This is a genomic window from Pantoea sp. X-Soil-ISGK-421 (assembly GCF_059730785.1).
The window spans coordinates 4,011,415-4,030,976 of record NZ_AP035979.1 but is presented as its reverse complement, the minus strand read 5'-3'; the positions used below and the strand labels follow the sequence as shown (position 1 = coordinate 4,030,976).

Genomic DNA, 19,562 nt, shown 5'->3' with positions numbered 1-19,562 from the left:
TGCGATCCGTCCCGCGTAACCACGAAAAAGATCCTGACTTCCTCGAGTGCATTCAACATTCTCCTCCGGTTGTGGCATCCTTATAGCCCTCATTATCGCAACGAAGAAAATACGAACCTATGGCGCAAATTGCAGAAAATCCCCTGATTCTGGTCGACGGCTCTTCATATCTGTACCGTGCATATCATGCCTTTCCGCCGCTAACGAACAGTGCAGGCGAGCCAACTGGCGCCATGTATGGTGTGCTCAACATGCTGAAAAGTTTGTTGATGCAATATCAGCCAAGCCATGTGGCTGTGGTCTTCGATGCGAAAGGTAAAACCTTCCGCGATGAGCTGTTTGAGCACTACAAATCCCACCGTCCGCCGATGCCTGACGATCTGCGGGCGCAGATTGAGCCCTTGCATGAAATGGTGAAAGCGATGGGCTTGCCGCTGTTGGCGGTTTCCGGCGTTGAGGCGGATGATGTCATCGGTACGTTGGCACAAGAGGCGGAAAAACTCGGTCGCCCGGTGTTAATTAGCACCGGCGATAAAGATATGGCGCAGTTGGTGACGCCGGCGATCACATTGATCAATACCATGACGAATACCGTGCTGGGCCCAGAAGAGGTCGAGCAGAAATATGGCGTGCCGCCAGCGCTGATTATCGATTTCCTCGCCATGATGGGCGACAGCTCGGACAACATTCCCGGCGTGCCGGGCGTGGGTGAGAAGACCGCACAGGCTTTGTTGCAAGGCTTGGGCGGCATGCAGTCAATCTATGACAATCTTGATAAAGTCGCCGATCTCTCATTCCGCGGCGCGAAAACCATGGCGGCGAAGCTGGAGCAAAATCGCGATGTCGCTTTCCTGTCCTATCAGCTGGCAACCATCAAAACCGACGTTGAGTTAGATCTAACGTGCGACCAACTCGTCGTTAACGAACCTAATGTAGAAGCACTGCAAACCCTATTTAGCCGTTATGAATTTAAGCGCTGGATCGCTGATCTGCAGGATGGCTCATGGCTGCAACAAGGCAAGAAGAGCAACACGAAGGCGCAGAAGTCGCAGCTTAGCGAACCCGCCGCGCCCGTTGCTGAAGCAACCAGCGTGCTCTCTGCGGATGGCTACGTCACGATCCTTGATGAAGCGACATTTGCCGAGTGGTTGAAAAAGCTAAAAAGCGCCGAGCTTTTCGCTTTCGATCTCGAGACCGACTCGCTGGATACCTTAAGCGCCAATATTGTCGGCATTGGGTTTGCCGTCGCGCCGGGTGAAGCCGCTTATCTGCCTGTTGCCCACGATTATTTAGACGCCCCAGATCAGTTGGATCGTAGCGACGTGCTGAAACAGCTAAAACCACTGCTGGAAGATGGCAAAGCGGCAAAGGTTGGGCAGAATCTCAAATACGATCGCGGCGTACTGAAGAATTACGATATTGAACTGAACGGCATCAAATTTGACACCATGCTGGAGTCTTATTGCCTGAACAGCGTGGGCGGTAAACACGATATGGATAGCCTGGCCGCGCGCTGGCTGAACCACAAAACGGTGACTTTTGAAGAGATTGCAGGCAAAGGCAAAAATCAGCTCACTTTTAATCAGATTGCTATCGAGCAAGCGGGCCATTATGCGGCGGAAGATGCCGATGTCACGCTGCAATTGCATCTGAAGATGTGGGAGAAGCTGGAGCCGGAAGCGGGACCAAAACAGGTATTTGAAGAGATTGAAATGCCATTGTTGAAGGTGATATCGCGTATTGAGCGCAACGGTGTGCTGATCGACCAGAATATCCTTGCGAATCACTCACAGGAGCTGACCACGCGCGTGGCTGAGCTGGAGCTGAAAGCGCATGAGTTGGCGGGAGAACCGTTTAACCTCTCTTCACCTAAACAACTGCAAACTATCCTGTTTGAAAAGCAGGGTATCAAACCGACCAAAAAAACGCCGGGCGGCGCGCCGTCGACCAGTGAAGAAGTGCTAGCTGAACTGGCGCTTGATTATCCATTGCCAAAAGTCATTCTTGAGCATCGTGGTTTATCGAAGTTGAAATCGACGTATACCGATAAACTGCCGCTAATGATCAATCCGGTAACGGGTCGCGTACACACGTCTTATCATCAGGCGGTAACGGCAACGGGACGACTCTCATCTACCGATCCTAACCTGCAGAATATTCCCGTACGCAATGAAGAGGGGCGCCGTATTCGGCAGGCGTTTATTGCCGGGCCGGGTAATCGTATTGTTGCCGCGGACTACTCACAGATTGAACTGCGCATCATGGCGCATCTGTCGCAAGACAAAGGCTTATTGGATGCGTTTGCTCAGGGTGAAGACATCCACCGTGCTACTGCATCAGAAGTGTTTGGTGTTGCGTTAAGCAACGTTTCGGGTGAGCAGCGTCGCAGTGCCAAAGCGATCAACTTTGGTCTGATCTACGGTATGAGCGCATTTGGTCTTTCTCGCCAGCTGAATATCGGCGCGGGCGAGGCGAAGAAATATATGGATCTCTACTTTGAACGCTATCCGGGCGTGCTGCGTTATATGGAAGAGACGCGTTCGAAGGCGGCAGAGAAGGGATATGTAGAAACGCTCGATGGTCGTCGCTTGTGGCTGCCAGATATCACCTCAAGCAATGCCATTCGCCGTAAAGCGGCTGAACGTGCGGCGATCAATGCCCCAATGCAAGGCACCGCAGCAGACATCATTAAACGCGCGATGATTGCGGTGGATGGCTGGCTGTTACAGCAAAAAGACGATGCCGTGCGCATGATTATGCAGGTACATGATGAACTGGTATTTGAGATTCGTAGCGATGCGGTGGATAGCGCCATTAAAACCATCCGTGATCTGATGGAGAACAGCATGAAGCTGGATGTGCCGCTGCAGGTGGAAGTAGGGACCGGCGATAACTGGGATGAGGCACATTGATCATGCTGGTTTAGCGGTATTTACCTGCCGCTGACATCATCATAAGAAAAAAGTTTACTTAATCGGTTCAGCAACGCCAAAAAGCGGTCTATTAAATGCGCGTTTTGTAACTGCTTATCGGCTAAGCATTTTTTTAGTAATTAAACTACATTGCACGTACGAAAGTGTGATGAGCTTAGTAAAAAAGATGTCGAAACCTGAAACTTAACAACAAAAAATCCTTTGTGGAGCGCGGAAAATCAGGTAAAGTTTGTCGCGTAGGGTACAGAGGTAAGATGTTCTATCTTTCAGACCTTTTACTTCACGTAATCGGATTTGGCTGAATATTTAGCCGCCCCAGTCATTTATGACTGGGGCGTTTTTTATTGGGCTTTTTCTCAAAAGCCGCAACAAAATTACTCTGCTTGTTCTTCGCCGTCGCCTTCTTGCGCTGGCTCCAGTTCGCTGAACCAGCTATCCAGTTTATTGCGCACGATATCAACGCCCATCTTCTTCAGTGACGAAAACATTTCCACCTGCACGTCGCCGTTAAAGGCTAATGACGCTTCGCGCACCATCGTCAGCTGGGCTTTACGCGCGCCGGATGACAGCTTGTCTGCTTTGGTCAGCAACACCAACACGGGAATCTGGCTCTGAACGGCCCATTCAATCATGTTCTGATCGAGGTCTTTCAGCGGATGGCGAATATCCATCAATACCACCAGACCTTTCAACGCCTGGCGTTTTTGCAAATATTCCGCCAGCGAGCGCTGCCATTTACGCTTCATCTCTTCCGGAACCTGGGCATAGCCATAACCGGGCAAATCGACCAGACATTTCCCTTCAACCACTTCAAACAAGTTAATGAGCTGAGTACGACCTGGCGTTTTACTGGTACGTGCCAGGCCTTTCTGGTTAGTGATGGTGTTTAGCGCGCTGGATTTGCCTGCATTCGAGCGCCCGGCAAAAGCAACTTCAATACCCACATCCGCCGGTAAGTGGCGAATATCGGGGGCGCTGAGCATGAAATGGGTCATGTGATAGTTCAAAGCAGACAAAGTGAAACTCCAGCAAAATGAATCGGGCAATTGGGTTGATTATACCTGTAATGGCGCAAAAGTACCCGATAGCGTCTAAACACGCCATTTTGTAAGAGATCTATGATTTTTACTGCCAGCTATTACCGCTTCATGGAATATTAACAATCCATTTAAATGTTGATTTTCAATTGGTTAAATTGATTGTGGCAAATACCACTCTAAAATAGAGACAAGTCTCACTTGTTCATTTTACCTATTAGTCTACATTTGTTGTCAGTGCACGGCAGCACCCATCAGGATGATGAGCTCAGGAGTGTCGGGGATGACCAAGAGCATGGCGGGAAGCGATTCAGGCAGGAATCGGATAAGGACAGGGATTAATCGCAGGAGCGATGTGGCGATGGAGCAACCGGGACGTTGTGAGCCGTAAAGGATATATAACGTGTTTCCTTCGTATGAAGGTGCGATAAAAGGCGATAGCATAGGCTATCGCCTTTTTTCTTTGCTTACTTTCTGCTAGATTTCGCCGCAATTCTATACTGAACTCACAAAGCACCGCCGAGACCGGACATCATGAAGCAACCTGCATCAGCCCCGCGTGGCAAACCTGCTGCGAAAGCCAAACGCAAATCGCGTGAAGACCTCAATCAGGAAGCGCGCGATCGCAAACGCGATAAAAAGCACAGCGGCCTAAAATCTGGCAGCCGTGCTAATCCGGAAACGCAAACCGCTGGCAAAGGTCAGGGTAAAAAAGCGCAGGATCCGCGCCTGGGAAGCAAAACACCGATCGCATTAGTCGCAGATGGGAAAACCCAGCCGGCGAAAAAGCCGGAAGCTAAACCAAAGCCAAAAGCGGAAAAAACGCGTCTGACGCCACAAGAAGAGCTGGCTAAGCTGGAAAATGACGAACGCCTGGACACGTTGCTGGATCGCCTGGAAAACGGTGAGACCCTGAGTGGCGAAGATCAGGCCTGGCTGGATCAAACCCTGGACCGCATTGACGAACTGATGGAAACACTGGGCATCGCGCTGGATGACGAAGTGGAAGATGAGCAGGCCGAAGAAGATATGATGCGCCTGCTAAAAGGTAATTAAGGCAAATTTTGATCGGCATGCGTTTTCACGCATGCCGCGCTGAACAGGTATTCACCTATGTTTTGGCCTGGATCAATTTTCGCGCTGCTGCTGACATGTTATCTGATCTGGTTATTGTTTAAACTACGCCGCCTGTCGCGTCTGAAGTCGCGTTTACGTCGGCGTTCAGCCCATCGCTTCGTCCACTCTTCTGCTACGCGACCCTCTCTCAAACGACGTCACCGTAAGGAGTGAGCATGTCATCGCAGCAGATTGATTGGGATCAGCGCCTCATCGAAAAATACAATTACGCTGGCCCGCGTTATACCTCTTATCCCACCGCGCTCGAGTTCAGTGAGAACTTTGGTGAGGCAGATTTTCAGCAAGCGGCCGTTCGCTATGCCGAACGCCCGCTGTCACTGTATGTGCATATCCCGTTCTGTCATCGTCTCTGCTACTTCTGTGGCTGCAATAAAATTGTGACGCGACAGCTGCACAAAGCCGATCGCTACCTCGATGTGCTGGAGCAGGAAATCCGCCAGCGAGCGCCCTTGTTTGCGGGGCGCTGTGTCACTCAACTGCATTGGGGCGGCGGTACGCCAACATTTCTTAATAAACAGCAAGTGAGTCGGCTGGTGGCGCTGCTACGCGATCATTTTACGATTGCCGATGATGTCGAAATGTCGATCGAGGTTGATCCGCGTGAAATCGAGCTGGAGATGATCGATCATCTACGCGCGGCAGGGTTTAATCGTCTGAGCATGGGCGTGCAGGACTTCAATAAGGCGGTACAAGAGCGCGTTAATCGCGTGCAGGACGAAGAAACCATCTTTGCTCTGGTGCAGCGTGCGCGGGAGCAGGGCTTCCGTTCGGTTAGCCTCGATCTGATTTATGGCTTGCCGCTGCAAACGCCGGAGAGCTTCGCCTTCACCTTACAGCGCGTTATTGCGCTCAATCCCGATCGCCTCAGCGTCTTCAACTATGCGCATATGCCAACGCTGTTCGCTGCGCAGCGCAAAATTAAAGATGATGAGCTGCCGGGCGCGGCACAGAAACTGCAAATCCTACAGGAAACCATCGCCACCTTAACCGGCGAAGGTTATCAGTTTATCGGCATGGATCACTTTGCGCGTCCGGATGATGAATTGGCGGTCGCACAACGCGCCGGTGAACTTCATCGTAACTTTCAGGGCTACACCACGCAGGGCGAAACCGATCTACTCGGTTTGGGTGTCTCGGCCATCAGTATGCTGGGCGACAGTTATGCGCAAAATCACAAAGAGCTAAAAGCCTATTACAGCGATGTTGAACAGCGCGGCAATGCGCTATGGCGTGGGCTCACGTTGAGTGATGATGATTGCCTGCGTCGCGATGTGATCAAAGCCTTAATCTGCAATTTTGCGCTGGATTTTGCCGCGTTAGAAGCGCAATGGCCGATCGCGTTCGAAGCGTACTTCGCCGAGGATTTAGCGTTGTTAGCGCCGCTGGTGGCAGATGGCTTGGTGGAACAGCGCGGTCGCAGCCTGCACGTTACTGGCGTCGGCCGTTTGCTGATTCGTAACATCTGCATGTGCTTCGATGTTTATATGCGCCAAAAGGTGCGCATGCAGCAATTTTCACGCGTGATATAAAAAAGCCGGGGAGCCCATGGGATCCCCGGCTTCGAAACGCCATGTTCCGCGTTACTCCATTCCCAGCTCTTTTAACTTACGCGTCAGGGTATTACGTCCCCAGCCGAGCAGGCGTGCCGCTTCCTGTTTGTGCCCCTGAGTGTGACGCAGCGCGGTGGTGAGCAGCGTGCGCTCCATCTCAGGCTGTGCTTCCGACAACAGGTTTTGATGACCGGAACGCAAAGCGCGATCGGCCCACTGCGCCAGTAGCGTGGCCCAACTGTCTGGCAACGACTGCACCGGGTTGTCTGGCGTGCTGGATTCAAACAGTTCAGGCGGCAGATCCTGAATTAACACTTCCTGGCCCGCTGCCATCACCGTTAACCAGCGACAGGTATTCTCCAGCTGACGCACGTTACCGGACCAATGCAGACGCGTCAGCGCGGTTTCGGTTTCCGGGTGCAGGATCTTCGCTTCCACGCCCAACTCACGCGCAGCGACCTGCAGGAAGTAACGCGCCAGGCGCGGAATATCTTCGCGTCGTTCGCGCAACGGCGGCAGATGAACACGAATCACGTTGAGACGGTGGAACAAGTCTTCTCGGAATTTGCCTTCCTGCACACGCAGCTCAAGATTCTGGTGGGTTGCCGCGATAATACGCACATCTACTTTCACCGGCGCATAGCCGCCGACACGATAAAACTGGCCATCTGCTAATACGCGTAACAGGCGGGTTTGCACATCGAGCGGCATATCACCAATTTCATCGAGGAACAGCGTACCGCCATCGGCCTGCTCAAAACGCCCCTGGCGAATCTGATTCGCACCGGTAAATGCGCCTTTCTCATGACCAAACAGCTCTGATTCGATCAAATCTTTTGGAATTGCCGCCATGTTCAGCGCGATAAAAGGCGATTTCGCGCGCGGACTATGGCGATGCAGCGCATGCGCCACCAACTCTTTACCCGTACCGGATTCACCGTTGATCAGCACGCTAATTGAGGAGCGTGAAAGACGACCAATGATGCGGAACACATCCTGCATTGCCGGCGCTTCGCCGATAATATCGGTGGTTGGGCCGCTAACCGGTTGATTACGCGGCTGCTGCTGTTCCTGATAATGGCTAATCGCGCGTTCAACCAGCGCAACGGCTTCATCAATATCAAACGGCTTTGGCAGGTAATCAAACGCACCTTGCTGATAAGCGCTGACGGCAGCATCCAGATCGGAGTGCGCAGTCATAATGATCACCGGCAGCATGGGATGGCGCTGCTTAATTTGTTTCAGCAGCGCAAGTCCATCCATGCCAGGCATGCGAATGTCTGACAATAATACGTCTGGGGTTTTACTTGCGAGCGCGTCCAATACCTCGTTAGCGCTGTCAAAGGTAGCACAGCTCAAACCGGCTCCAGTGAGCGCTCGTTCAAGCACCCAGCGGATGGAGCTATCGTCATCGACGATCCAGACTATCCCTCGTTGCATAGAAACCTCACTGGCGAATAGGCAGATAAACCGAGAATTCGGTATGACCTGGCCAACTGTTAAATTCTATTTTTCCTGAATGCTGATCGATCAGGCTACGGGCGATGGACAGACCTAAACCGGTACCGCCTTCGCGTCCGCTTACCATCGGATAGAACAGGGTATCTTGTAGCTGGGCCGGAATTCCTGGGCCGTCGTCTTCAATATCAATACGTGCGACCAAACGGTAGCGCGTGCCGTGCAGCGTGAGCTGGAAGGCAGTTCGGGTGCGAATCACAATGGTGCCGCCTGCATCGCCTAAGGCTTGCAGCGCATTACGCACCACATTCAACAGCACCTGTTCAATCTGGTCGGGGTCGTGCGGCATTTCCGGCAGGCTTGGGTCGTAATCACGCACCAGTGAAACATTTTCCGGCAACTCCATCGACACCAGATTCACCACGCGTTCCGCCACCTGATGAATGCTTTGCGTCACGTGCAAACCCGGTTGCTGCGGACCTAACAGACGATCGACCAAATTACGCAGTCGGTCGGCTTGCTCAATGATGATGCGCGTATATTCATGCAGAGAAGGATCGGGTAATGCGCGGGTAAGCAGTTGCGCGGCACCCCGTAATCCTCCCAGCGGATTTTTGATTTCATGCGCCAGACCGCGGACTAAATCGCGGGCAGCCACCTGCTGAGCATGCTGAATTTGTTCCTGGCTAAGACGACGTTGATTATCCATCGGCGCCATTTCCAACAGAATAAAGCCATCTGGTAAGCGCTGTGCCGTCAGCGACATAATGTGCGCCCGGCCATCGACCACTAACGTGACTTCGCTATCGGTAAAGCCCTGGCCAGCTCCGAGACTCTCGCTCATCACCTCAATATTCAGCGAAAAATAGCCGGTTAATTCCGGTAATGGCGTGCCGAACAATTTACGTGAGCTTTGCGCCAGTAATTGCTGCGCCGCCGGATTGGCGTAATGGATAACTAAATCGTTATCGACCAGCAAAATACTGTTGATCAGAGAGTTGAGAATCTGCCCCGCGTCGGGCAGCGTGCCAGTTGCCATACAGCGTTCCTCTGCACTAATTTAGTGCATTATAGCCTTTCAGGACGGAAATCTGTGCTTCGTACCCTGTATGCGCGGAGAAAAAAGCCCATCCGGAGATGGGCTAAAGTTTCCACGGCAATATAAAATCTTCGGCGTCTTTTACACCGCCGCTGCGTTGGCTGCACTCGTTGACCCGAGTCACTGAATTATCTCAGCTCTCCGGGATTGTCTCGATTGCCGCCTTGCGGCGATGAAAACCCGCGAATCTTTAATGCTGATTAAACGCTGTAATACAGTTCGAACTCAACCGGGTGCGGAGTCATACGCACGCGGTCAACTTCTGGCTTGCGCAGTTCGATGTACGCATCGATCGCGTCATCAGTGAACACGCCGCCACGGGTCAGGAACTCGCGGTCTTCATTCAGTGCGTTCAGGGCTTCTTCCAGAGAACCTGCAACTTTTGGAATCTCAGCTTCTTCTTCCGGCGGCAGGTCATACAGGTTTTTGTCCATCGCATCGCCAGGGTGGATCTTGTTGATAACACCATCAAGACCGGCCATCAGCAGCGCGGTGAATGCCAGGTATGGGTTAGCCGCTGGATCCGGGAAGCGCGCTTCGATACGACGTGCTTTCGGGCTAGCAACCACTGGAATACGGATAGAAGCAGAACGGTTACGGGCAGAGTAAGCCAGCATAACGGGGGCTTCGTAGCCTGGAACCAGACGCTTGTATGAGTTGGTGGTTGGGTTCGCGAGGGCGTTGATCGCTTTAGCGTGCTTGATGATACCGCCGATGTAGAACAGAGCAGTTTCAGACAGGCCGCCGTACTTGTCGCCAGAGAACAGGTTCACGCCGCCTTTTGACAGGGACATGTGGCAGTGCATACCAGAACCGTTATCGCCGAACATTGGCTTAGGCATGAAGGTTGCCGTTTTGCCGTACGCGTGAGCAACGTTGTGCACCACGTATTTGTAGATCTGAATTTCGTCAGCTTTTTTAGTCATGGTGTTGAAGCGGGTTGCCACTTCGTTCTGACCAGCAGTGGCGACTTCGTGGTGATGTGCTTCAACCACCAGACCCATCTGTTCCATGGTCAGACACATGGCAGAACGGATGTCCTGCGCGGAGTCAACCGGTGGCACTGGGAAGTAACCGCCTTTCAGACCTGGACGGTGACCTTTGTTTCCGCCTTCATACTCTTTACCGGTGTTCCATGCGGCTTCGATATCATCGATAGCAACGTGTGAACCTGAGGTAGAAGAACCGAAGCGGATGTCATCGAACAGGAAGAACTCTGGTTCTGGTCCAAACAGCACGGTATCCGCGATGCCTGAAGAACGCAGGAACTCTTCTGCACGTTTAGCAATGGAGCGTGGGTCACGATCGTAGCCCTGCAAAGTGCCTGGCTCAAGGATGTCGCAACGGATGATCAGGGTCGAGTCTTCGAAGAACGGATCCATGACTGCAGTGGTTGCATCCGGCATCAGCACCATGTCTGATTCGTTAATGCCTTTCCAGCCACCGATGGAGGAGCCATCGAACATTTTGCCTTCTTCGAAGAAGTCAGCGTTAACCTGGTGAGCAGGGATAGTAACGTGCTGTTCTTTACCTTTAGTATCGGTAAAACGCAGGTCAACAAACTTAACTTCATGCTCGTTCATCATCGAGAGAACGTGTTCAGCGGACATACTCAACTCTCCTGGAAATGGTCATTATCGTCATGGTGAGAGAACTTCGTTGCCGGGAATGTGTCTCGACTGCTGACCATTCCTAACCAAAGATCTCGGCAAGCTCTTTCAACCGTTTTATAACTGTCGTTTTCGCTTAAAATATATAAAGCGAATTCTGTGCCAACTTTATGACAATGGCGAAAATGGCGCTACAATGCGCTCTTTCGTGAGTCGAAGGCTGCACCAGGATGGATTGCATGCATTGTTATGGTGCATCACTGGTGAACATAAGCACTATATTGGTGCAAATTGCCATCGCAGTGCAGATTAATGCACCGTAAATGGTGCTAAAAACCAGCGCTACGAGAAACTTTCGGCGAAATCTGTGATCATGTTCAGTCTTCCGCTTAATCCGTGTACAATACCGCGTTATTTCTATAATGCCTGAGGCAAAGCTGTGATCGAAAATTTGCGTAACATCGCCATCATCGCGCACGTTGACCATGGTAAGACCACCCTGGTTGACAAGCTGCTACAACAGTCCGGTACTTTTGATGCTCGTACCGAAGCGACTGAGCGCGTAATGGACTCCAACGATTTGGAGAAAGAGCGTGGGATTACCATCCTCGCAAAAAACACCGCCATCAAATGGAATGACTACCGTATCAACATCGTTGATACCCCAGGACACGCCGACTTCGGTGGTGAAGTGGAGCGCGTCATGTCCATGGTGGATTCGGTGCTGCTGGTTGTAGATGCGATGGATGGCCCTATGCCGCAAACCCGCTTCGTAACCAAGAAAGCATTTGCTCATGGTTTGAAGCCGATTGTGGTTATTAACAAAGTTGACCGTCCGGGCGCGCGTCCTGATTGGGTTGTTGATCAGGTATTTGACCTGTTCGTTAACCTGGATGCGACTGACGAGCAGCTGGACTTCCCGATCATCTTCGCTTCGGCGCTGAATGGCATCGCGGGTCTGGAACATACCGACATGGCTGACGACATGACCCCGCTGTATCAGGCGATCGTCGACCACGTTTCTCCACCTCAGGTTGAAGTTGAAGCTCCACTGCAGATGCAGATCTCGCAGCTGGACTACAACAACTATCTGGGCGTGATCGGTATCGGCCGCATCAAACGCGGTACCGTTAAGCCGAACCAGCAGGTCACTATCATTGATAGCGAAGGCAAAACCCGTAACGGTAAAGTCGGTAAAGTGCTGGGCCACCTTGGTCTGGAGCGTATCGAAAGCACCCTGGCGGAAGCGGGCGACATCATCGCGATCACCGGTTTGGGCGAGCTGAACATCTCTGACACCATCTGCGACACGCAGAATGTGGAAGCGCTGCCAGCCCTGAGCGTCGACGAACCAACCGTAACCATGTTCTTCAACGTGAACACCTCACCGTTCTGCGGTAAAGAAGGTAAGTTCGTGACCTCGCGCCAGATCCTGGAGCGTTTGAACAAAGAGCTGGTACACAACGTTGCACTGCGCGTTGAAGAAACTGAAGATTCGGATGCATTCCGCGTTTCCGGTCGTGGTGAGCTGCACTTGTCAGTGCTGATCGAGAACATGCGTCGTGAAGGTTTCGAGCTGGCGGTATCCCGTCCGAAAGTTATCTTCCGTGAGTTCGAAGGCCGTAAGCAGGAGCCATTCGAAAACGTTACCCTCGACATCGAAGAAACCCATCAGGGTTCTGTGATGCAAGCGATGGGTGAGCGTAAAGGCGACCTGAAAAACATGGATCCAGATGGTAAAGGCCGTGTACGTCTCGACTACATGATCCCAAGCCGTGGTCTGATCGGTTTCCGTAACGAATTCATGACCATGACCTCAGGTACTGGTCTGCTGTACTCCACCTTCAGCCACTACGACGACGTTCGTCCGGGCGAAGTGGGCCAGCGTCAGAACGGCGTACTGATCTCTAACGGTCAGGGTAAAGCGGTAGCGTTTGCTCTGTTCGGTCTGCAGGATCGCGGTAAGCTGTTCCTGGGTCACGGTGCGGAAGTGTATGAAGGCCAGATCATCGGTATTCACAGCCGTTCTAACGACCTGACAGTTAACTGCCTGACCGGTAAGAAACTGACCAACATGCGTGCATCAGGTACTGATGAAGCGACCACTCTGGTTCCACCGCAGAAAATGACGCTGGAACAGGCTATCGAGTTCATCGATGACGACGAACTGGTAGAAGTGACTCCGCTGTCAGTCCGTATTCGTAAACGTCACCTGACCGAGAACGATCGTAAACGTTCTTCTCGCGGCAGCAAAGAGTAAGCGAAACAGTCTGATATTAAGCCCCGCACCAGCGGGGCTTTTTTGTGCCTGTAATCCGCTACAACGCTCGCTTGCGGTCGTTCGGCCCCGCTTACAGATTGCTGATTTCCCGCGCCTCGTCCCTGTTCAGACGCCGCTTTTGCCGCTAAAGTGAATGATCCAGGGAACATAAAGGAGAGGCGTCATGCTGTACATTTTTGATTTAGGCAATGTGATTGTTGATATCGATTTTAATCGTGTGCTCGGCGTCTGGAGCGATTTGGGGCGTGTGCCGCTGGCAACGTTGCAAAGCAGTTTCCGCATGGATGAGGCTTTTGAGAAACACGAACGTGGCGAAATCAGCGATCCCGAATTCGCGGCGCGCATCTGCGACCAACTGGATATCGCGCTGAGCTATCCGCAATTTACTGCTGGCTGGCAGGCGGTGTTTGTTGGCGTGCGTCCGGAAACGCTGGCCATCATGAACAAGCTGCGAGCCAATGGCGAGCGCGTGGTGATCCTGTCTAATACCAATCAGCTGCACTTTGAGTTCTGGCCAACGCAATACCCCGATGTGCAGCAGGCGGCCGATCATCTTTATATGTCGCAGGATATCGGCATGCGTAAGCCGGAAGCCCGCATCTATAACTATGTGCTGCAGCATGAAGGTTACCAGGCCGATCAGGCGGTATTCTTTGATGATAATCAGGCCAATATCGACGCTGCACGCGCGCTCGGCATTGAGAGCGTGCTGGTAGTGGATGAGAAAACTGTGCCGGATTGGTTCGAGGGTCGTCTCTGAGTGCTGAACCGACGACATCTGCGCCACTCGGCGCATGCCTTTTATTTGTGGGTTAAACTGCTGTGGCGACGCATTGATGATGACAACATGACCACGCAGGCGGGTAATCTCGCCTACGTCTCATTGCTGGCGTTGGTGCCGCTGATTGCCGTGGTTTTTGCGCTGTTTGCCGCCTTTCCGATGTTCTCAGATATCAGTGTGCAGCTAAAAAACTTCATTTTCACCAACTTCATCCCGGCGACGGGCGATGTGATTCAGCGTTATCTCGATCAGTTCGTCGCCAACGTCAATAAGATGACGGCGGTCGGCATTGTGGGATTGATCGTCACCGCGCTGCTGCTGATGCATTCGGTAGACAGTGCGTTAAACGCCATCTGGCGCAGTGACAAGCCGCGGCCATTGGTCTATTCGTTTGCCGTTTACTGGATGATTTTAACGCTCGGCCCGCTGCTGGCAGGCGCAAGCTTAGCCCTTAGCTCCTATCTGTTGTCGCTGCGTTGGGTGAATGTCACCGGCGTCACCAGTTTGATTGATCATCTGCTGCGCATCTTCCCGCTGTTCCTCTCCATTCTCGCTTTCTGGCTGCTGTATAGCATTGTGCCAACGCGACGTGTGCCCACGCGCGATGCACTGATCGGCGCTATCGTTGCCGGCTTGCTGTTCGAGCTGGGCAAAAAAGGCTTTGCGCTCTATGTTACGATGTTCCCTTCGTATCAGTTAATTTACGGCGTTCTGGCGGTTATCCCTATTCTGTTCCTTTGGGTGTACTGGTCGTGGTGTATTGTTTTGTTAGGCGCGGAAATCACCGTCACCCTGGATGACTATCGCCAGTTAAAACAGCAGGAACGCGATAAAGAACGTGAGGAAACATGATTGCTTTGATTCAGCGCGTCAGCCGCGCCAGTGTCAGCGTTGATGGCGCGACAGTGGGTGAAATTGGTGCCGGTTTATTAGTGTTATTGGGTGTAGAAAAGGGCGACGACGAGCAAAAAGCGCAGCGTTTAACCGAGCGTGTTCTGGGCTACCGCATCTTCGCGGATGAGAATGACAAAATGAATCTCAATGTGCAGCAGGCTGGCGGCAGCGTGCTGGTGGTATCGCAATTCACTCTCGCCGCGGATACCAATAAAGGCATGCGTCCCTCTTTTTCTGGCGGCGCTGAACCGGCGGAAGCCGATCGCCTCTATGAATACTTTAGCGATTGTTGCCGGGCACAGGGCGTATCCACAGCAAACGGACGCTTTGCCGCCAATATGCAGGTTTCGTTGGTAAACGATGGTCCGGTGACCTTTTGGTTACAGGTGTGAGGTTTTCAGCCGAGCGGCAAGGACTTAGCCACGCAAGCTCCGAACGAGAGAATCACTTTATGTATCATCTTCGCGTACCGCAAACGGCGGAAGAGCTGGATATGTATTACCAGTTCCGCTGGGAAATGTTACGAAAGCCGCTGCGTCAGCCGCAGGGTTCTGAGCGCGACGCCTGGGATGCGCTAGCACATCATCAAATGGTGGTGGATGAGCAGGGCAAACCGGTGGCGATTGGTCGTCTGTATATCAACGCGGAAAACGAAGCGGCAATTCGCTTCCTCGCGGTCCATCCTTCCGTGCAGGGCAAAGGTCTTGGCACGCTGGTGGCGATGACGCTGGAATCGGTCGCACGTCAGGAAGGGGCAAAGCGCGTCACCTGTAGTGCGCGTGAAGACGCCGTCGAATTCTTTGCCAAGCTAGGCTACGTCAATCAGGGTGAAATCACTGCACCGCAAACCACGCCGGTGCGCCACTTCCTGATGATCAAACCGGTCGTGACGCTCGACGATATTCTGCATCGCGCCGACTGGTGCGGCCAGCTGCAGCAAGCCTGGTATGAACACATCCCGCTGAGTGAAAAAATGGGCGTGCGCATTCTGCAATATACCGGGCAGAAATTCGTTACCACCATGCCCGAAGCGGGCAACCAGAATCCCCATCACACCTTATTCGCCGGCAGCCTGTTCTCGCTCGCTACGCTGACTGGCTGGGGCTTGATTTGGCTGCTGCTGCGCGAGCGTCACCTCGGCGGTACTATCATTCTGGCAGATGCGCATATTCGCTACAGCAAACCCATCAGCGGCCGTCCGGGCGCGATTGCCGATCTCGGCTCACTCAGCGGCGATCTTGATCGTCTGGCACGTGGCCGTAAAGCGCGCGTGCAGATGGAAGTTGAGCTGTTTGGTGATGAAGAGTTAGGCGCGGTTTTCGAAGGGGTGTATATCGTTCTGCCCGCCGATTCTGATGGTTCACTGGAAGAAGGCGGCTCCGGGGCGCGTATCAACTGATACCGCTCAATTACGCAAAAATGCCCGGTTATCCAGGTGCGCATGCATGCGCACCCTAGGAAAATCCAGCTCTATAAACGTAGGGTCGCCATTCATGGCGACCTGGTTTTTAAATTATTGCAACTGACCGCCACGCATCGTCTGCTGCACGGCTTGTGTATCGGTGGTCACCGACAACGTGCCATCCACGCTTGGGCGCAGCGGCGCGCTGGCGTTCAGCGACGCTTTCATCTGCAGCTGCAAATTACTGTTACCGCTCAGCTGCGTTGGCCAACCCCAGTTCCCCAGCACGTTTGCCGGCACAGCCTGTCCTTTCAGATTCAGCGTTAGCGGACGTGGCACATCCTGTCCAACCGTCGCGGTACCTTCCAATAAACCGCTGCCGTTAAAGGCACTCATTTCAGTCACCTGAATCTGCTGATCGTTGGCATTCAGCGCAATCGACGGATGACGCAAATCGGTACGATTGAAGGTAGCTTCGGCGGCGTTAAAGCTGGCTTTCCCAGCCCAAATTCCCCATTGATGTTGACGTGCCAGCAGCAGGTTATCCGCGCTACCATCCAGTGACGTCATCTGGAACGGGAACGCTGGATTGATATCAATAATCAGGTTGCGGTTAGCGGTGGCACGCGTGATCAGCACGCTATCCAGCCAATCCGGCAGGGCTTGCTGCCAGCGATCGCGCCAATTTTGCGGCAGCGTATATTCCAGCCCGGCGATCGCCAGTTCATCCAGCGTCAGCCGCTTGTCGCTGCGCGACCAGTTACCGCTGGCGCGCACCACGCCATTGACCCAGCGCGAGCTGAACTGGGTGAGGGCAATGCCCTGCGCGGAGAGGTCAGCATTGACGATCGGATCGTTAAGCTCAAAGCCGCCGTTAATAAAATTCCCGGCGTTCATGGAAAGAGAACCGCCGTCGCTTTCCCAGCTATCGCCGCGCAGGGTAATGTTCTTCAGCGTTAAATCGAGATCGGTTACCGCCCAATCGGGCCCTTGCAGGCGCGCATCGGTCATATCCAGACGATTGATGCTCACCGAAGGCACATCGCGCAGTGGATTAAGGAAGTCGCTCAGGTTTTGATGCGTTTGCAGGCGGATATCGTTCAGGCGCAGTTGGTCAATTTTCCAGTTGCCCTGCGCATCACGCTCGGCGTTGCCGGTCATCGAACCGCGCGCCAGATCGGCACCGATATTGCTCAGCACCAGACGACGTTGCTTAATGCTGCCCTGTAACAGCACGTTGTTGCCCGGTACGCCATCCAGCGTCAAGGTTCCGGCACTGATCTGGAATTGCGCATCGCTGCCCAGTACGTCGTTAGGCAGCGGTTTCCAAGGTAGAAGACCGCCATTCACGCGCTCAGCACTCATCGGCAAAGTGCTTTGTGGATTCTCAATACGCACATTGTTCAGCTGCAGGCGATTGGCCTGGATGGGCAGCGTGGTATTGGGCGCTTGATTGGCAAGATTGATTTCGCCGTCGCGCACTTCGATGCTGTTGAAGTGCAGAGGATCGCTAAACTGAACCAGCGCGAGACCGAGATCAACGCGTTTCGCCACCAATACAGCGGGCTGACCATCATGGCCAAAGCTGAAGTCATCGAGAATGATGTGCGAAGGGGAGGAAAAGTCGTGCTCAATCTTGCTGAGAGAGAGATGCCAGGCAGTTTTATCGCTTACCCAGCGGCTAAACCAACCTGCGCCCCATTGTGTTTGCAGCAACACATACAGCACTACTAGCGCCAGCAGAATTAGCAGCAGTAAAGTAAGGAAAAACTTGCCTAAAAATTTCATCGCACTCATCCATCCCGATATTTATCCGGTGAGTGGTTGTTATGCCTGAATTACCGTTACAGCTCAACAGCCTGGATGTAAATGCGGATAAATATCAGGCAGGCCGAAGCCTGCCTGCGAGATTACTTTTCTTGCGGGAAGATCAGGTTTAGTACGATGGCGGTGATACCACCGGCCGCAATGCCAGATGAAAGCAGGGTTTTCAGCCAGTCCGGGGCAAATTGTAGAATCAGCGGCTGCTGAGAAACGCCCAAACCTACTGCCAGCGACAGCGCGATAATCATGATGGCACGACGATTCAGCGGTTCACGTGAAACGATACGCACGCCAGACGCGGCGATAGTACCGAACATCACAATGGTCGCGCCGCCCAATACCGGTTCTGGAATGTGCTGCACAAATCCGCTCACTGCCGGGAACAGGCCCAGCACGATCAGCATCAGCGCCACGACAAAACCCACATAGCGACTGGCGACGCCGGTAAGCTGAATCACGCCGTTATTTTGGCCAAAACAGGAGTTCGGAAAAGTGTTGAACAGCGCCGAAACAAAGGAGTTGAGGCCGTTGGCCAGCACGCCGCCTTTCAGACGCTTCATATACAGCGGGCCGCTGACCGGCTGCTCGGAAACATCAGAGGTCGCGGTGATGTCGCCAATGGTTTCCAGCGAGGTCACCATAAACACCAACATCAGCGGGATCAGCAGGTTCCAGTCAAAGCCCAGGCCGTAGTAGAGCGGCGATGGCACGGCAATCAGTGGCTGATCGGCTGGCGTACTGGTGGCAGGCAGCATATCCAGCGCCCAAGCCAACGCATAACCCACCGCCATCGCGATCACCAGTGAAGCAACGCGCAGATAGGCATTACGCTGACGATTAAGCAGGATAATCACCACCAATACCGAAGCCGCCAGCAACAAATTTTTCGGTGCACCAAACGAGTGATCGCTCATGGCGGCAAAGCCGCCGCCGATGGAGGTCAAACCGACTTGAATCAGCGACAGACCAATAATCATCACCACAATGCCGGAAACCAGCGGCGTAATGATGCGGCGTGCCAGGTGCAGCACGCGTGACAGCACCATTTCGGTACAAGACGCCACCATCAGCGTACCAAACAGTGCCGCCATCATGGTCGGCACATCAACGCCGCCATTCTTCAGCGCCATGCCGCCCATGATCAGCGGCGTCACGAAGTTAAAGCTGGTGCCCTGAATCGACAACAGGCCGGAACCCACCGGCCCCCAGGTTTTGATTTGCAGAATGGATGCCACGCCCGAGGCAAACAATGACATGCTGATGATGTGCTGCGTATCCTGCGCCGGTAAACCCAGCGCCTGGCAAATTAGCAATGCGGGCGTAATCACCGCGACAAACATCGCCAGCAAATGCTGACAGGCAGCAAACAAGGTTTGTGGCAGCGGTGGACGGTCTTCGAGGCGGTAAATCAGTTCACTTTTCGGGCTTGCAGCGCTGGCAGGCTGGCGAGTTTCAGCGGTGTTGACGGACATGGTGGACGTTCTCAATTACAACAAAGGGGCGATTTTAAACGGTTGCGTTGTGAAAGCAATCGTTTGCAATGCCCCTTTTTACTT

At 53.2% G+C, this 19,562-nt stretch carries 15 protein-coding genes; 9 read left to right on the top strand and 6 right to left on the bottom strand.

Going from position 1 to position 19,562, the window contains the following annotated elements; translation table 11 throughout:
* The first annotated feature begins 119 nt into the window (after positions 1-119).
* On the top strand, positions 120-2,912 hold the full coding sequence (polA, locus tag AC6I8K_RS18690; RefSeq protein ID WP_483816478.1) for a DNA polymerase I: 2,793 nt from the start codon (positions 120-122) through the stop codon (positions 2,910-2,912).
* A gap of 275 nt (positions 2,913-3,187) precedes the next feature.
* Positions 3,188-3,235, top strand: a complete 48-nt coding sequence (gene spfP, locus AC6I8K_RS18685; RefSeq protein WP_071892919.1) for a small protein SpfP — start codon at positions 3,188-3,190, stop codon at positions 3,233-3,235.
* 72 nt (positions 3,236-3,307) lie between these two features.
* Here the strand turns inward: spfP and yihA are convergent, their stop codons facing one another.
* Positions 3,308-3,949: a ribosome biogenesis GTP-binding protein YihA/YsxC gene (yihA, locus tag AC6I8K_RS18680; RefSeq protein WP_497827203.1), complete on the bottom strand. Its 642-nt coding sequence runs from the start codon at positions 3,947-3,949 to the stop codon at positions 3,308-3,310.
* Between the two features lie 555 nt (positions 3,950-4,504).
* Between yihA and yihI the strand changes: the two genes are divergently transcribed.
* Positions 4,505-5,026, top strand: coding sequence for a Der GTPase-activating protein YihI (gene yihI, locus AC6I8K_RS18675; protein WP_064741560.1), 522 nt, complete (start codon positions 4,505-4,507; stop codon positions 5,024-5,026).
* A gap of 236 nt (positions 5,027-5,262) precedes the next feature.
* Positions 5,263-6,636: an oxygen-independent coproporphyrinogen III oxidase gene (gene hemN, locus AC6I8K_RS18670; RefSeq protein ID WP_064741559.1), complete on the top strand. Its 1,374-nt coding sequence runs from the start codon at positions 5,263-5,265 to the stop codon at positions 6,634-6,636.
* Positions 6,637-6,687: 51 nt separating this feature from the next.
* Here hemN and glnG read toward each other — a convergent pair whose 3' ends face one another.
* From glnG to glnA, 3 genes are all read right to left on the bottom strand, one after another.
* Positions 6,688-8,097, bottom strand: a complete 1,410-nt coding sequence (gene glnG, locus AC6I8K_RS18665; protein ID WP_008109800.1) for a nitrogen regulation protein NR(I) — start codon at positions 8,095-8,097, stop codon at positions 6,688-6,690.
* 7 nt (positions 8,098-8,104) lie between these two features.
* Positions 8,105-9,154 carry a nitrogen regulation protein NR(II) gene (glnL, locus tag AC6I8K_RS18660; RefSeq protein ID WP_483816476.1) on the bottom strand — a complete coding sequence of 350 codons (1,050 nt, stop codon included), beginning with the start codon at positions 9,152-9,154 and terminating at the stop codon, positions 8,105-8,107.
* 260 nt (positions 9,155-9,414) lie between these two features.
* Positions 9,415-10,824, bottom strand: a complete 1,410-nt coding sequence (gene glnA, locus AC6I8K_RS18655) for a glutamate--ammonia ligase (RefSeq protein ID WP_007885243.1) — start codon at positions 10,822-10,824, stop codon at positions 9,415-9,417.
* 439 nt (positions 10,825-11,263) lie between these two features.
* Between glnA and typA the strand changes: the two genes are divergently transcribed.
* The 5 genes from typA (at position 11,264) to fabY (ending at position 16,179) form a co-directional block, all read left to right on the top strand.
* Positions 11,264-13,084, top strand: coding sequence for a ribosome-dependent GTPase TypA (gene typA, locus AC6I8K_RS18650; RefSeq protein WP_007885247.1), 1,821 nt, complete (start codon positions 11,264-11,266; stop codon positions 13,082-13,084).
* Between the two features lie 184 nt (positions 13,085-13,268).
* Positions 13,269-13,865 carry a glucose-1-phosphatase gene (gene yihX / locus AC6I8K_RS18645; RefSeq protein WP_064741557.1) on the top strand — a complete coding sequence of 199 codons (597 nt, stop codon included), beginning with the start codon at positions 13,269-13,271 and terminating at the stop codon, positions 13,863-13,865.
* A 3-nt stretch (positions 13,866-13,868) separates the two neighbouring features.
* Positions 13,869-14,738, top strand: a complete 870-nt coding sequence (locus AC6I8K_RS18640; RefSeq protein WP_483817933.1) for a virulence factor BrkB family protein — start codon at positions 13,869-13,871, stop codon at positions 14,736-14,738.
* Positions 14,735-15,172 carry a D-aminoacyl-tRNA deacylase gene (dtd, locus tag AC6I8K_RS18635; protein WP_483816475.1) on the top strand — a complete coding sequence of 146 codons (438 nt, stop codon included), beginning with the start codon at positions 14,735-14,737 and terminating at the stop codon, positions 15,170-15,172. Before AC6I8K_RS18640 ends, dtd begins: the two co-directional genes overlap by 4 nt.
* 59 nt (positions 15,173-15,231) lie before the next feature.
* Complete coding sequence (gene fabY, locus AC6I8K_RS18630; RefSeq protein WP_483816474.1) at positions 15,232-16,179, top strand: fatty acid biosynthesis protein FabY; 948 nt, start codon at positions 15,232-15,234, stop codon at positions 16,177-16,179.
* A gap of 114 nt (positions 16,180-16,293) precedes the next feature.
* Here fabY and AC6I8K_RS18625 read toward each other — a convergent pair whose 3' ends face one another.
* A complete protein-coding gene (locus AC6I8K_RS18625) occupies positions 16,294-17,970 on the bottom strand; it encodes an AsmA family protein (protein WP_483816473.1) in 1,677 nt (558 codons plus the stop codon).
* Between the two features lie 122 nt (positions 17,971-18,092).
* Positions 18,093-19,478 (bottom strand): nucleobase:cation symporter-2 family protein, encoded by a 1,386-nt coding sequence (locus AC6I8K_RS18620; RefSeq protein WP_064741552.1) that lies wholly within the window; start codon positions 19,476-19,478, stop codon positions 18,093-18,095.
* Positions 19,479-19,562 lie beyond the last annotated feature (84 nt).